This window comes from Methylocystis sp. WRRC1 (assembly GCF_020733155.1).
GTDB lineage: Bacteria > Pseudomonadota > Alphaproteobacteria > Rhizobiales > Beijerinckiaceae > Methylocystis.
Map to the genome: position 1 here is coordinate 2,242,732 of NZ_JAJFZJ010000001.1, position 15,169 is coordinate 2,257,900.

The 15,169-nt window shown below is 66.5% G+C and carries 12 protein-coding genes; 5 read left to right on the plus strand and 7 right to left on the minus strand.

The genetic code is table 11. The annotated features are described in order from the left end of the window. Positions 1-215: 215 nt before the first annotated feature. The 4 genes from LG047_RS10845 to trpB all read left to right on the plus strand — a co-directional run bounded on the left by LG047_RS10845 (position 216) and on the right by trpB (position 6,908). The gene (locus LG047_RS10845) at positions 216-3,272 is read left to right on the plus strand and encodes a helicase-related protein (protein WP_227966647.1); all 3,057 of its coding nucleotides are present in this window, start codon (positions 216-218) and stop codon (positions 3,270-3,272) included. A gap of 116 nt (positions 3,273-3,388) precedes the next feature. Then, positions 3,389-4,801 (plus strand): mannose-1-phosphate guanylyltransferase/mannose-6-phosphate isomerase, encoded by a 1,413-nt coding sequence (locus LG047_RS10850; RefSeq protein WP_036288517.1) that lies wholly within the window; start codon positions 3,389-3,391, stop codon positions 4,799-4,801. A 31-nt stretch (positions 4,802-4,832) separates the two neighbouring features. Further along, positions 4,833-5,471: a phosphoribosylanthranilate isomerase gene (locus LG047_RS10855; RefSeq protein WP_227966649.1), complete on the plus strand. Its 639-nt coding sequence runs from the start codon at positions 4,833-4,835 to the stop codon at positions 5,469-5,471. Positions 5,472-5,669: 198 nt separating this feature from the next. Next, on the plus strand, positions 5,670-6,908 hold the full coding sequence (gene trpB, locus LG047_RS10860) for a tryptophan synthase subunit beta (protein ID WP_036284681.1): 1,239 nt from the start codon (positions 5,670-5,672) through the stop codon (positions 6,906-6,908). 85 nt (positions 6,909-6,993) lie between these two features. Here the strand turns inward: trpB and LG047_RS10865 are convergent, their stop codons facing one another. The 6 genes from LG047_RS10865 to LG047_RS10890 form a co-directional block, all read right to left on the minus strand. After that, a complete protein-coding gene (locus tag LG047_RS10865) occupies positions 6,994-7,923 on the minus strand; it encodes a heparan-alpha-glucosaminide N-acetyltransferase (RefSeq protein ID WP_227966651.1) in 930 nt (309 codons plus the stop codon). Beyond that, complete coding sequence (locus LG047_RS10870) at positions 7,920-8,903, minus strand: hypothetical protein (RefSeq protein ID WP_227966653.1); 984 nt, start codon at positions 8,901-8,903, stop codon at positions 7,920-7,922. Before LG047_RS10870 ends, LG047_RS10865 begins: the two co-directional genes overlap by 4 nt. 36 nt (positions 8,904-8,939) lie before the next feature. Beyond that, complete coding sequence (locus LG047_RS10875) at positions 8,940-10,760, minus strand: hypothetical protein (protein ID WP_227966655.1); 1,821 nt, start codon at positions 10,758-10,760, stop codon at positions 8,940-8,942. Further along, a complete protein-coding gene (locus tag LG047_RS10880; protein WP_051134277.1) occupies positions 10,757-11,197 on the minus strand; it encodes a GtrA family protein in 441 nt (146 codons plus the stop codon). The genes LG047_RS10875 and LG047_RS10880 overlap by 4 nt, the downstream gene beginning before the upstream one ends. Continuing rightward, positions 11,194-12,690, minus strand: coding sequence for an NAD(P)/FAD-dependent oxidoreductase (locus LG047_RS10885; protein WP_227966657.1), 1,497 nt, complete (start codon positions 12,688-12,690; stop codon positions 11,194-11,196). The genes LG047_RS10880 and LG047_RS10885 overlap by 4 nt, the downstream gene beginning before the upstream one ends. Before the next feature lie 164 nt (positions 12,691-12,854). Beyond that, the gene (locus tag LG047_RS10890) at positions 12,855-13,439 is read right to left on the minus strand and encodes a L,D-transpeptidase (protein ID WP_227966659.1); all 585 of its coding nucleotides are present in this window, start codon (positions 13,437-13,439) and stop codon (positions 12,855-12,857) included. 150 nt (positions 13,440-13,589) lie between these two features. Between LG047_RS10890 and mepA the strand changes: the two genes are divergently transcribed. Further along, positions 13,590-14,492, plus strand: a complete 903-nt coding sequence (mepA, locus tag LG047_RS10895) for a penicillin-insensitive murein endopeptidase (RefSeq protein WP_227966661.1) — start codon at positions 13,590-13,592, stop codon at positions 14,490-14,492. 1 nt (position 14,493) lies between these two features. Here mepA and msrA read toward each other — a convergent pair whose 3' ends face one another. Next, positions 14,494-15,150 (minus strand): peptide-methionine (S)-S-oxide reductase MsrA, encoded by a 657-nt coding sequence (gene msrA, locus LG047_RS10900; RefSeq protein ID WP_227966663.1) that lies wholly within the window; start codon positions 15,148-15,150, stop codon positions 14,494-14,496. Between the last annotated feature and the right edge of the window lie 19 nt (positions 15,151-15,169).

The window sequence follows — 15,169 nt, forward strand, 5'->3', positions numbered from 1 at the left end:
CGAATCGAGCCCGCAAAACGCAATGGATCGTGTGTCTCGCGTCGCGAAACACCATATGATGTCGGAACAGAGCGTGACTCGCGCCAAGTCAGCGATTCGGGCGCGATTCGTTCGCCGGCTGTTCAAAGGGTAAAGTCGCGCGCCGGGCGAAGTTCCGATATGAGACGGCGCAGCTTTTGAAGTCCGGGCGGTAGAGTGAAGTGACGATAAGAATCATGGCGCCGCTCCCGCCGGGAAGCCGTTCCGCCCGCGCCTCGGGCGTGACGGCGGTGCTCGGCCCCACCAACACCGGCAAGACGCATCACGCCATCGAGCGAATGCTCTCCTTTCCCACGGGCCTCATCGGTCTGCCGCTGCGGCTGCTCGCGCGCGAAGTTTACAATCGCGTCGTGGCGAAGGTCGGGAGCGACGCCGTCGCGCTCATCACCGGCGAGGAGAAGATCAAGCCGCGCGCCCCGGCCTACTGGATTTCCACCGTCGAGGCGATGCCGCGCGACATAGAGGTGGATTTTCTGGCCATCGACGAGATCCAGCTCGCCGCCGACCTCGACCGCGGCCATGTCTTCACCGATCGGCTGCTGCGCTGGCGCGGACGGCAGGAGACGCTGCTCATCGGCGCGGACACCATGGCGCCGCTGATCGGCGAGCTTTTTCCCGGCGCGCCGATCTTTTCGCGCCCGCGCCTGTCGCGGCTCACTTTCGCGGGCGACCGGAAGATTTCGCGGCTGCCGCCGCGCACGGCGATCGTCGCCTTTTCTGCGGAGGAGGTTTACGCCATCGCTGAATGGATCAAGCGCCAGAGGGGCGGCGCGGCGGTGGTGCTCGGCGCGCTCTCGCCCCGCACGCGCAACGCTCAGGTCGAGCTGTTCCAGTCCGGCGACGTCGATTACATCATCGCCACCGACGCCATCGGCATGGGGCTCAATCTCGATGTGGATTATGTGGCCTTCGCGTCGGACCGGAAGTTCGACGGCTGGCGTTATCGCCGTCTGACGCCGGCCGAATTCGGCCAGATCGCCGGACGCGCGGGCCGCCATATGAGCGACGGCCAGTTCGGCGCGACCGGCCGCTGCCCGCCTTTCGACGAGGAGCTGATCGAGGCTCTCGAGGATCATCGCTTCGATCCGGTGGCGCTTCTTCAGTGGCGCAACAGCGAACTCGACTTCTCCTCGATCGAATCCCTCGCCAACTCGCTCGATCAGGCGCCGGGACATCCCCGCTTCACCCGCGCCCCCATCGCCGTGGACCAGCTGGCCCTCGAGGCGGCGAGTCGCGACGAAACGGCGCGGCGCAACGCCAAGACGCCCGCTGACGTCGCCCGGCTGTGGGAAGCCTGCCAGATCCCCGATTACCGCAAGACTTCTCCCGCAGCGCATTACGAGCTGGCGCTGACCATTTTTGGCTTCACGGCCCGGCGCGGCAGGATTCCCGCCGACTGGATGGCGAAGCAGATCGCGGCCGTGGACCGCGTCGACGGCGACATCGACACGCTCTCCAACCGGCTTGCGCAGGTTCGCACCTGGAGCTTCATCGCCAACCGTTCCGGTTGGCTCGATGACAGTGAGCATTGGCAGAGCGTCGCGCGTCGGGTAGAGGACAGCCTGTCCGACGCGCTGCATCACCGACTGACCCAGCGTTTCGTCGATCGCCGCACCAGCGTGCTGATGCGCCGCCTGAGAGAGAATGCGATGCTAGAAGCCGAAATTAACGCCGCCGGCGACGTTCTGGTCGAGGGCCAGCATGTCGGAAGCCTCCAGGGTTTTCGCTTCACGCCCGACCCGGGCGCGGCGGGCGAAGCCGCCAAGGCCCTGAACGCCGCGGCGCAGAAGGCTCTGGCGGGAGAGTTCGAGGCGCGCGCCACTCGGGTCTTCGACGCCGTGGACGACGCCTTCGCGCTGGCCAATGACGGAACCATCCGCTGGCTCGGCGAGCCGGTCGCGAAAATCGCCGCCGGCGCCGGAATCCTGGCGCCCACCACCCGAATCCTCGCCGACGAGCAGCTTTCGGGCGCGGCGCTGGAGAAGGTTCAGCAGCGCCTCAATCTCTGGCTCGCCCAGCATGTGAAGAAACTGCTCGGGCCGCTGGAGCAGCTGGAGAAGGGCGAGGGGCTCGAGGGCGTGACGCGCGGCGTCGCCTTCCAGCTCGCCGAAGAGCTCGGCGTTCTCGATCGCGCCCGCGTCGCCAAGGAGGTCAAGGGCTTCTCGCAGGAGGACCGCGGCGCGCTGCGCAAACTGGGCGTCCGCTTCGGCGCCTATCACATCTATCTGCCGCTGCTGCTGAAGCCCGCGCCGCGCACGCTTGCCTCGCTTCTCTGGGCGCTTCATCACGGCGGACTCGACAATGTGAAGGGGCTCGAGGAAGTCCCGCATCTCGCCGCCTCCGGCCGCACCTCCTTCCCCGCCGACCATTCGATCCCCAAGGGCTTCTATCGCGCCGCGGGCTTCCGCGTCTGCGGTGACAGGGTCGTGCGCGTGGACATTCTGGAGCGCCTCGCCGATCTCATCCGTCCGGCGATCGCCTATCGCCCCGGCGTCAGCGCCGGCGAGCCCCCGGCCGGCGCGGCGGATGGCGACGGTTTCGTGGTCACGGTGGCGATGACCTCGCTCACCGGATGTTCGGGCGACGCTTTTTCCTCCATCCTGAAATCGCTCGGCTACGCCGCGTCGCAGCGCCCGGGTCCGGCCATCACCGTCCCGCTGGTGCCGGCCGCCTCGACCGAGCCGCTGGCCGCCAAACCGGCGGAGGAGTCCGCGGCGGGCGAGGAAGCCGCCGCGGAAACGCCGCCGGAAACGCCCGAAGCCGAAACGGCCCCCGCGGCCGAAGCCCCTGCGCCCGAACCGGCCGTCGAAGAGGCGTCCGCCGCGGAAGCGGCCGGGGAGCCTGTCGCCGCCGAAGAAACCGCCGCCGAGTCGCCGGCCATGATCGAGGTCTGGGCGCCGCAGAGGCACGCCCACGCCGGCCCGCGTCGCCATCAGGGCGCGCCGCAGCGCGGCCCGCGGACAAGCGAGGGCGCCGAGGGCGAGAAGCGCCAGCCGCGCCGCGACCGGCCGCGTCCCGAAGGCGGCAAGGAGGCGGGCGCCCGGCCCGCCGGCAGGCCGCGATTCGACAAGCCCCGCCCGGATCAGCAACGCCCGCCGCGCGACGATCGCAACCGCCGTCCCGGCGGCGGCTTCGCGGCCCCCGAGCGTCGCGAGCGCCAGCCGGATCCGGATTCGCCTTTCGCGAAACTCGCGGCCCTGAAGGCGGAGCTGGAGAAGAAAGGCAAGAGCTGAGACGGGGCGGGTCGCCCCGCGCTCGCCAAAATCTTGCCAAGAAGCGGGCGGATTGACCTATTTTGGCCGTCGCCGTGCGCGTGACCGGCGCGCGGAAGGCCGCGAGAGGGTGTCTGATGAGAAAAATTCAGCCCGTGATCATGTGCGGCGGCTCGGGAACGCGAGTCTGGCCCGAATCGCGGGAAACCTTGCCCAAGCAGTTCATCCCGCTTGTCGGCGAGCGCTCGACCTTCCAGACCACGATGATGATGCTCGCCGATCCGGCCTTCGAGAAGCCCATCGTCATCTCCAACATCGACTATCGCTTCCTCATCGCCGATCAGCTGCGTGAAATCGGCGCGCAGGCGGAAATCGTGCTGGAGCCGTCGCGCCGCGACTCCGGTCCCGCCGTCGCCGTCGCCGCCGGCATCGCCGCGCGCCGCGCGCCGGACACGGTGGTGGTGGTGCTCGCCGCCGACCATGTCGTGCGCGACCGCGCGGGGCTGGTGCAACTCTGCAAGAAGGCCGGAGAGGCCGCCGCCGAGGGCTATATCGTCACGCTCGGCGTGAAGCCGGACCATCCGGCCACCGGCTATGGCTATCTGCGCCCCGGCGCGCCGATCCATCCCGACGGGGAAGTGCTCAAGCTCGACGCCTTCGTCGAGAAGCCCGACCGCGAGACGGCGCAGTGCTACATAGACGCCGGCTATTTCTGGAACAGCGGCAATTTCATCTTCCGCGCCGACGTCATGCAGGCGGAGATCGCGCATTTCGAGCCCTATATCGCCGAAGCGGCGGAGGCGGCGATCGACGGCGCGAAGAACGATCTGGGCTTCCTCGTGCTCAACGCCGAGGCCTTCGCCCGCGCGCCGAAAAAATCCATCGACTATGCGGTGATGGAGAAGACCGACAAGGCCGCGCTCATCCCGGCCGACATCGGCTGGTCGGACGTCGGCACCTGGCGCGCGGTCTGGGAGCTTTCCGAGCGCGACGCCGCAGGCAATTCCGTGCGCGGCAACGCCGTCGTCATGGACGCCAACAATGTCCATGTCCGCTCGGAGGACACGCTCACGACCGTTGTCGGCGTCAGCGACGTGATCGTGGTGACGACGCAGGACGCGGTGTTGGTGCTCAGTCACGAGCACGGCGATCAGGTGAAGCAGCTTGTCGACCAGCTCAAGACCGAGAACCGCCGCGAGGCCGGACAGCACAAGCGCATCTTCCGTCCCTGGGGCTATTATCAGGGCATCGACGAGGGCCAGCGCTATCAGGTGAAACGCATCGTCGTGAAGCCGGGCGAGCGGCTGTCGCTGCAGAAGCATTTCCACCGCGCCGAGCACTGGATCGTGGTGCGCGGCACGGCGGAGGTCGGCCGGGACGACGAAATCCATCTCGTCCACGAGAACGAATCAATCTATCTGCCGATCGGCTGCAAGCACCGTCTCACCAATCCCGGCAAGATCGACCTCGAACTGATCGAGGTGCAGACCGGCTCCTATCTCGGCGAAGACGACATCGTCCGCTTCGAGGACGTGTATAACCGGGGATAAACGGGACGGCCCCGCGAGCCTGGAGTTGATATTGCCGATCCTCGTCAAAATCTGCGGCCTCTCCAGCCCCGAGACGCTTCTGGCGGCGATCGCCGCCGGCGCCGACATGGCGGGCTTCGTCTTCTTCGAGAAAAGCCCCCGGAACATCGATCTGGAAACGGCCCGCACACTCGGGCTGATAGCGCAAGAGCGCATCCGCAAGGTGGCGCTGACCGTCGACGCGGACGACGCGTCGCTCGCGGAAATCGTCGAGGCGCTCGCGCCCGACATGCTGCAATTGCACGGGCGCGAGTCGCCGCAGCGCGTGCGCGCGGTGAAGGAGCGCTTCGGCCTGCCCGTGATCAAGGCGATTGGCGTCGCAACCGGCGCCGACGTCGAGGCCGCTCGCGCCTATGAGGGCGCAGCCGACATTCTTCTCTTCGACGCCAAACCCGCCCCGGACGCCGCGGTTCCCGGCGGCGCCGGCGTGACTTTCGACTGGGATTTGCTGCGCAACATAAGCGGGAAACACTGGATGCTCTCGGGCGGGCTCGACCCGGAAAACGTCGCCGAAGCCCTGCGGCGAACCAATGCTCCGGCCGTCGACGTGTCGTCGGGCGTTGAGCGCGAGAGGGGCGTCAAGGACGTCGAAAAGATTCACGCCTTCACGCAGGCCGTCCGGGCGCTTTGATTTGGGGCCGGAAGGTTCTAAAGGTTTCCGCAGAGACGCATAGCCGCTTTCGCCCCCTTCCTGTCCCTCCCCCGCCTTGCGGGAGAGGGGACGCTCGCAACCAGCAGCGTCGATGAAGGCTGCGGCCCGACTCCCTCTCCCGCGTGAGCTGGGGAGGGTTTGGGAGGGGGGCGCAGGCTCGCAAAGAGGAACGCCCCCTTGACCAAGCCGCTTCCCAACTCCTTCCGCTCCGGCCCGGACGAAAACGGCCGTTTCGGCATTTTCGGCGGCCGTTTCGTCGCCGAGACGCTCATGCCGCTCGTGCTCGATCTCGAACAGGCCTATCAGGAAGCGAAGAACGATCCCGCCTTCCACGAGGAGCTCGCGGGTCTTCACAAGCATTATGTCGGCCGTCCGAGCCCGCTCTATTTCGCCGAGCGCATCACCGAGCATGTGCGCGAAAAGGCCGACCCCGGCAAAGGCGCCAAGGTCTATTTCAAGCGCGACGAACTCAATCACACCGGCGCGCACAAGATCAACAATGTGCTTGGCCAGATCCTGCTCGCCCGCCGCATGGGCAAGAAGCGCATCATCGCCGAGACGGGCGCCGGCCAGCATGGCGTCGCCACCGCCACCGCCTGCGCGCGCTTCGGCCTGCAATGCGTCGTCTACATGGGCGCTGTGGACGTGGAGCGGCAGAAGCCCAATGTCTTCCGCATGAAGATGCTCGGCGCCGAGGTGGTGCCGGTGCAAAGCGGCGCCCGCACGCTGAAGGACGCGATGAACGAGGCGCTGCGCGACTGGGTGACCAACGTCTCGAACACCTTCTACTGCATCGGCACGGCGGCGGGCCCGCATCCCTATCCGGCCATGGTGCGCGACTTCCAGTCCATCATCGGCAATGAGACGAAGGCGCAGATGCAGGAGATGGAGGGGCGGCTTCCCGATTCGCTCGTCGCCTGCATCGGCGGCGGCTCCAACGCCATCGGCCTCTTCCACCCCTTCCTCGACGATCCCTCGGTCGAGATTTATGGCGTCGAGGCGGCGGGTCACGGCATCAATGTGCCCAACGGCCATGCGGCCTCGCTCACCGGCGGGCGCCCCGGCGTGCTGCACGGCAACCGCACCTATCTGCTGATGGACGATGACGGCCAGATTCTCGAAGGCCATTCGATTTCGGCGGGCCTCGACTATCCGGGCATCGGGCCGGAACATTCATGGCTGCACGAGTCGGGCCGCGTCAAATATATCAGCGCGACCGACAGGGAGGCGCTCGACGCCTTCCAGCTCTGCTCCAAGCTCGAGGGCATTATCCCGGCGCTGGAGCCTTCGCATGCGCTCGCCAAGGTCTTCGAGCTCGCGCCGCAGAAGCCGCAGGATCACATCATGGTGATGAACATGTGCGGCCGCGGCGACAAGGATATTTTTACCGTCGCGGAGCATCTCGGCGGCATGTGAGCACGGAGCCCCCTCGCGCCGGGGCGGGGGCGTCTTCGCCATTTCGGCGCGCGAGCTTCGCTCGCGATGGCGATAGAAACCGGGCCTACTTTTTTCCATTCCCCATGCAGCGTCGGGCGATGGCGTTGAGCCTTCGCCCGCGCTCGGCGTCATCCGCCGCGCCCGCGAGCGCCTTGGTCCGCAAGGCCTCCTGCGCCGTGCAGAGGCAGGCGTCGTGGCAATATTGCTGACCGGCGCCGTCGGCGCGGCAGGAGGTTTCGCAGGCGGCGACGAAATCAGCCGTCTCGTCCGGCGCCGGCGAGAAGAAGGCGAGCATCGAAAAGACCGCGAACAGGATTGGCTGATGCGCGAGATAGATGAGCAGGCTGTGGCGGCCGAGGAGTTTCAGCGCGGCTGACGCCCGCGGGAGCCTGTCCTCACGCCCCCCGGCCGGGACCGGAAGCGGGAGCGCCTTCGCCGCCGCGACGCCCAGGAGCAGCGCGCCGGCCCAGGGAAAGAGCGGGCGCCAGTCCTGTGTCAGCGGCTCGGTGGTCGAGAGGCCGAGCCATTGCAGCCAGTTTGAATTGAAGACCGGCGACGCCAGCACATGCGGCGCGGCGAAGAAGAAGGCGCCCGCCGCGGCCGCGAGCAACCACGGCCCGCGCAAGAAGGGCAGCGCCACGAGGCTCGCCGCCGCGATGCAATGCAATATGCCGAAAAACACGAAGGCGGCGGGAAAGATCGCATAGGTCCCCGCGCTCACCAGCGCCGCAGCGCCGGCGATGATCGCGAAACGGCGCCAGAAGGCGGGCCAGCGCATGTGACCTTCATTCGCCAGAACCAGCGACACGCCGGCGATGAACAGAAACGAGAAGGCGATGGCGTGGCCAAAGGCCTTCACGGGCGCCGACCAGGGGATGCTCGCGGCGATATGGCCGAAATGCCCCAGATCCCAGATCAGGTGAAAGACGACCATGGCCACGACGGCGAGGCCGCGCGCCGCGTCGAGCGCGCCCCAGCGGGGACGCGCGCTCATTTCTCCGCCGCCGCCTCGCCGCGGAATCTGCTGAACACCATGTCGGGCGCCGAGAGATTATGTCGCGACGGCAAGTGGCGGCCGACCCAGAATTCGGTGGCGCTGGCGCCCTTGAAGTCGATCACCGGCGACTCCTCCCACCCCTTGCCGCGCTTGTTGCGCCAGCCGACGATCGCCGCGTCGCTCATCGTCTCCATCGTATACATCGAGCGAAGCGCCGCGAAGGGCCGCCCGCCCGGCATGGCGTCGCTGAAGGAGACGTCGAGCGTGAGGCGATCCTGATCCGCGCCCTTCACCGTGATGCGCGCTTCTCCGCCTCGCTGGAACTTCAGCACGAATGTGCGCGTCGCCGGCTCGAAGACGAGTTCGTCGAGATCGACGATCGGGCGCTCCTGCATCTCCACAGGCCCGACGAGGAAGGACGAGCCATAGGCGGTCCAGCGCATGTCCTCGAAGGGAAGAGGACGGCCGCGCCAATAGCCGTCCGGCGGGTAGATCGCCATGATCTCCTCGGCGCGCTCGCGATACCACATCCAGACCTGAATCATGTGCAGGCCTTTTTCGACCTTGTCGCCGACGCGCACCGGCACGTCGTTGGGACGCCAGAACGAGGGGAATGTGTAGCCGGTGAGCCAGAATTCTGGCGTCTCCCAGAAGGTGCGCCGCCTGGACTGGGAGAAGAACTTGGGGTCGGGAGAGAGATCGCAGCTCGACCAGTCCGGCGCCCATCGGTCCGACTGGATGGTGTTGATGTAGGAAGGATGCACCGCCTGTATCTGCATGTGGCGCACGCGCGGCGAAATGAAGTCGAGCTCGATATTGTCCTTCTCGGCGCAGAGCTCGGGAACGGAATTGTTCTCGACGCGCACTTGCAATTCGTCGCTCGATTCCTGCGCGCCCGGCTGTGCGAAGGCAGGCGCCGCGAGCGCCAGTCCCCCGGCTCCCAGAAGAAACCGGCGGCGGTCGAATGTGGTTGTCAAAATTCCCGTCCTCGCGTGGCGGCGCGCAGGCGCCCGTCAGTTGACCGACATCTTTTCCACGGGCCTCAGGGCGAAAACAAGGAGAGATGTATGGCCAAGCTTCACGGGCTCCAGCCACGCAGGAGCTTCACCGCGCGCGAGCATGGCGGCGAGCCCGTCGGGCGCCGCCGTCGCCAGCGCTGACGGCGCTTTCGCGCGCGGACACCACACCACGAGTTGCGCGTCCGCAGCGCGCAGCAGCGTTTCCGCTTTATCGGGCGGCGCGAGGAAGGCGTCGGCCGCGATGCGATTGCCGTGATTGTCGCGATGATAGGGCGCGGCGAAAACGCTGTGCGGCGTATGCGCCAATATATGAGCGCCGAGATCGAAGGAGGCGACGACGCGCGACGCCGGCAGCTCGGCCAGCGGCGCGAGAACGTCCGGCGCAAGACAGGTGCGCTCTGCGCCGGCGTCCGGATCTTCCGGCGACGGCAGCGCGAGCGCGAGGCCGATGGGGGAGACGAAGGCGGTCACTGACGCGATGAGCGCCGCGCGCAATGAGGGGCTGACGTCGGCCGAGAGCCGGTTCGCCGCGGCGACGATGGCGGCGGCGAGCGGCGCCATGGCGAGCGGCGTCACCGAAGTGAAGATGCGCATCTGCCACAGACCCGCCGCGAAGCCCGCCGCGACGCAGGCCGCGAGGAGCAGCCAGCGGCGTCGCGCCACGCCCTGCGCGCGAAAGGCGAAGAAAAGCGCGGCGAAGAGACCGAGCCCGACGGGGACCGCCGTCGCGAAGACGGCGCCCGGCGCGGTCGCGTAAAGCGAGAGCAGCGGCTTCGCCTCCACGACATGCGAGAGCCAAAGATCGCGCAGCAAGGGATCGAGCCCGCCGAGCGGATCACCGAGACAATGCGGCGCGATAAGATTGACGCTCGCAAGCGTCACGGCGCCGGCGAAGGCGGCAGCGATGAAGCGCGCGCGCGTCGCGAGCCGGGAAGCGAAAAGCGCGAGCGCCGTCAGCGCAATGACGCCGACGAGCGTCGCGGCGAGATGCACGAAGGAAAAAGCGTCGCAGGCGGAAGTGAAATAGCCGGCGGGCGGCACGGTGGCGGCGTAGAGCAAGGGAAAAGCGACGAGCGCGCCGGCGGAGAACCACAGAAGCTGCGCGTGCGCCGCCTCGCCGTCGCTGACGAAAAGCAGCGGCAGCGCTGCGATCATCACGACGAAGAAGGGCAGATTCTCGAGGCTGATCGAGATCGAAAGCGCCATCAGCGCGGCGGCGACGGCGAGGCGCGCGGCGCGGCGCGGATCCAGTCCCTGCAGGAATAACCCCAGCGTCGCGGCGAGCGTCACGATCTGCGGCGCATGATGGTCGATGCGTCCCGGCGCAAATTGCAGGAACATCGCGCCGGAAAGCAGCGCGAGCCAAACGGCCGTCAGGCGCGCGGCGGCGTTCGACAGGATCGAGGCGAGCCAGCCGATCAACGCGAGCAGGAGGCCGAGAAGCGCGAAGGGAAAGACGAGACGCGTCGCGCGCTCCGCATATTCCGGCGAAAGGAAATGCATGAAGAAGAGGTTCAATCCGGCGAGCGGAACATCGACGACGCGCGACCAATGCATCGGCAATCCGTATGGCGGATCGAGACGATGCGCGAAAAGATCGAACCATCTCTGGCCGGCGAGAAAGTCGCGCACCTGAACCGCGCGCATCGCGTCGTCGGAATCGAAAAAGGCGCCCGTGCGCCAGACGATTTCCGCGCGCGGGAAGGAGAGCGCGACCGCGACGAAAAGCGAGAAGACCAGCGTCGCAATGAACGCGCCGCGCTCGCTCAGTGGCTTCGCATGCGCGAGGCCGCCCCGGGCCGCATATGCGCTCATCGGACGGCCTTGTCCGGCGCCGAGAACAGCAGCGCGCGGCGCGCCGTGAAATTGAACAGGAAGACGAAGCCCGCCGTGGGAGCCTTGGCGAGCGCCACGGAGACGCAGGCGTAATCGACGAGAAGATGCATGAGCCCTTCCGTAATCGCGAGCCCGGCAAGGCCGGTGACGAGAAAGCCCGCGATTTCCGCTCTCGCGTCGAGGCGGCGCCGGTCGACGAAGACATAGCGCACGCTCAACGCATAGACGAGCGCGAGGCCGGCGAGAAAGCCGATCGCCGCCGCGACGAGATGATTGATCCCGAGCGCCTTGTATAAAAACATCAACGTGGCGAAATCGAGCGTCAGCGCCGCGGCGCTCGCGAAGCCATATTTCACCAGGTCGACGACGAGTCGGCGCGCAGGCGCGCGCGTGAGCAGGGCGTCGGCGATGCTCATGCGGCGGCGACCTTGCGCGGCGTGAGGCGTTCGCTCGACAGCGCCTCATGCGCGCCCTCGACGCCGGCCTCCGAATATTCCGCGTCCTCGTTCACCCGCCAGACGTCGAAGGTTTCCTCGCCGCGAATGATGTTGAGCGCGGTCAGCATGCCCGTCATCATCGCGTGGTCCTGGTTGTTGTATTTGTGCATGCCGTTGCGGCCGATCGGATGCAGCGTCGGAAAACGCGTCGCGATCTCGCGGCGGATCGTCTCGACATTCGCCGCATAGGCGTCGTCATAGACCGGATAGGCCTTGGGCTGGCGCACCACACAGGCGTCGTTCACATCGTCCGGATTCATCAGGCCGATCCTGCCGATCTCTTCCTTCGCGAGCGCGACGAGGTCTTCATCGGACGACGACCAGAGGCCGTCGCCCTCGAAGCAGAAATATTCGAGTCCGAGGCATGTCGAGACGCCGTCGGCGATCATCTCCGGCGACCAGCTGCGGAAATTCTGCACGCGGCCGACCTTCACGCTGGGATCGTGGATATAGACCCAATTGTCCGGCAACTCCTTCTGCGGCCGGCCGATCAGCACGACGGTGAGGAAGTCGCGATATTTCAGGTCGCGCGCGTTGAAGAGGCTCAGGGGCTTCGGTTCAATGGCGTTCATGAGGTCGCGCATCGGCGCCGAGGACATCACATGGCGGGCGCGGAAGCTTTCCTTTTCGCCGTCTTCGCGCGTGGCCCGCACGGTCCAGAGCTTCGACGCTTCGTCGTAATGCAGCGCGTCGACGCTGCGGCCCATCAGCAGGCGCCCGCCCATTTTCTGCATGCTGAAGGCGGCGGCCTCCCACATCATGCCCGGACCGCGGCGCGGATAGCGGAAGGATTCGATCAGCGATTTCGCGCCGGCTTCCCCCTTGCGCAGGCCGAGCGAACGGCGCAGCCCGTCGATGATCGCGGCGCCGAGCGACAGGCCCTTGATGCGCTGCGCCGCCCAGTCGGCGGAAATCTCGTCGCAGCCCATGCCCCACACTTTCTCGGTGTAGGTCTTGAAGAATATTCCGAAGAGCCGTTCGCCGAACTGGTTGCGAACCCATTGATGGAAGGTCCGCGGCTCCTTCACCGGAAAGGCCTTGGCGTAGGCGAAGGAGGCCATGCACAGCGCGCTTTCGACAAGACCGAGATTCCTCAGCGCCTCGAAGGCCTTCAGCGGATAGGCGTAGAACTTGCCGCGGTAATAGATGCGCGACAGGCGCGGCCGCTCGAGAAAATCATCGGGCAGGATCTCGTTCCAGAGATCGACGATCTCCTTCGACTTGGAGAAGAAGCGGTGGCCGCCGATGTCGAAGAGGAACCCCTTGTAGCTCGCCGTGCGCGAAATGCCGCCGACGTAAACGGGATCCTGCTCCAGCACCAGGACGTCCCGGCCATGCTTGGCCAGCGTGTAACCCGCAGTCAGCCCTGCCGGGCCGGCGCCGATGATGATGGTTTCGATAATGTCGCCCATGTCGGCCCTGAAATCGGACCCGCGCAGCGGTTGCGCGGACCCTCCTCTCCAGCGGCCCCACAATGGCTCCGCTCTCGCTTCGGACTATGGCGAAGAGCGGTTAACAACGCGCTTACAGTCACGTTTACGTTTGGGCGACAGACCGGTTCACTGCGTCGCGGCTCTCAAAAGAAGCCCGGCGAGAAGGGATGCGCCTGCCAGCCGCGCACCGTGCTGTCGTGGTGATGGCGGCGCAGCGGGGCGTAGGCGAGCGCGCGATTCTGATGCGCGCGGCGCAGGCCCGCGTAGTGACGATGGCTCGACGATCTGGCGGCGTAGCGCGCGCCGCCTCCGGGAGGCGTTCCGGTGATCGAGATGCTGCCGCCTTCGTTCTGCACCATGTTATAAAGAGTCGCCGCATTGCCGGGCGCAAGACGCACGCAGCCATGCGAGGCGGGGCGGCCGAGCGAGCCCGTCGCATAGGAGCCGTGGATCGCATAGCCGCCGCGGAAAAAGATCGAATAGGGCATCGGCGACATGTGGTATTTGCGCGAATAATGCATGCGCTGCAGGCCCGTCGGCGCGAAATAGCCGCGCGGCGTGGAGTAGCCGGCGCGCGCCGTCGACACCGGCCATGTATAGCTGCCCGTCGAGGAGTCGACATGCATGGTCTGGGTGGAAAGATCGACGTGAATGCGGACGGTCGCATAGGCGAGGCCTATCGACGCAAAAAAGGCCATGAGCGCCAAAATGACAAGTTTCAAACGCATGATTTTACTCCAACACAACGGTCACTGCGAAGATTGTGGCTCAATCGTGATTACTCGGCAATGTAAATAGATCATTAAGGTTGACTGGCAAGGATCAGGAAAGAAGCCGCTTCAACGCTGTCGAAACGAAGTCCTGGAGATGGTTCCACTATGCGGGCATTGACGATTACCGCGGCGCTCCTGATGATGACCGCGACTGCGGCTGCTCAGGACAAGGGCACGCTCGATCCCAGGCCATTGCCGCCGCTCGCGAATCCTTCCGATCCCGCGACGCCGGCCAAGGAGCTTTTCGGCCGCGCGCGCGCGGCTGCGCCGCTCGATCCCGATCCGATCGGCTTCTATTCGCGCGGCTGTCTCGCCGGCGCCGAGCAGTTACCCGTCAACGGTCCGAACTGGCAGGTGATGCGCCTCTCCCGCAATCGCAATTGGGGCCATCCGGCGCTCATTTCCTTCCTGCAGCATTTCGCGCCCAAGGCGTCGCGCGCGTCGGGATGGCCGGGCCTGCTCATTGGCGACATTTCCCAGCCGCGCGGCGGTCCCATGCTCACCGGCCACGCCTCGCACCAGATCGGGCTCGACGCCGACATCTGGCTGACGCCCATGCCGAACCGCGAGCTGACGCGCGCCGAGCGTGAGGAAATGTCCGCGACCGACGTGGTGCGCGAGGACCTTCTCGATGTGCGGCCGGATGTGTGGAGCGAGGGCCATCTCGCCGTGATTCGCGCCGCGGCGATGGAGCCGAAGGTGCAGCGCATATTCGTCAACGCCGCAATCAAGCGCGCGATGTGCCGCGAGGCGGCCGGCGAATCATGGATGCGCAAGGTGCGCCCCATGTGGGGGCACAATTACCATTTCCACATCCGCCTGTTCTGTCCGGACGGCTCGAGCTGCAAGGATCAGGACCCGACGCCTGCGGGCGACGGCTGCGATTCGTCGCTTGCCTGGTGGTTCACCGACGAGGCGCTCCATCCAAAGAAGTCGACCAAGAGCTGGCCGCCCATGACCATGGCGAAACTGCCGCCGGCCTGCCAGGAGGTGCTGAAGGCGGAATAGGTCAGGCGGCGGATGCGCCCGTCCCGACCGGGCAGGAGACGCCCGTGCCGCCGAGCCCGCAATAGCCGCCGGGGTTCTTGGCGAGATATTGCTGGTGATATTCCTCCGCGTAAAAGAAGGGCGGCGCCGGCCTGATTTCCGTTGTGATCGGGCCGAATCCCGCTTTCGTCAATACGCGTTGGTACATGTCCCGCGAGTTCTCGGCCGCCGCGAGCTGATCGGGCGTCGTCGCATAGATCGCCGAGCGATATTGCGTGCCGACGTCATTGCCCTGCCGCATCCCCTGCGTCGGGTCATGGCTCTCCCAGAAGAGCCGCAGCAGCGCGTCGAGGGGAATTACGGCCGGGTAGTAGACAACCAGCGCCACTTCCGCATGGCCGGTGCGTCCCGTGCAGACGTCTTCATAATTGGCGTTTTTGGTCGTCCCGCCGGCGTAGCCGACGGCGGTCACATAAACGCCTTCGCCCGCCTGCCAGAATTTGCGCTCGGCGCCCCAGAAGCAGCCCATGCCGAAGAGAATCTGCTCCGTCCCGAGCGGGAAGGGCGGATCGAGCGGATTGCCGTTGACGAAATGGCGCGCGCCATGGGCGACGGGCGTCGGCCGGTCGGGAATCGGGCCGAGGCGTCCTGAGAGATTGAGTCGGTCGAAGATGGACATGCCGCCTAGATAAGGCGGT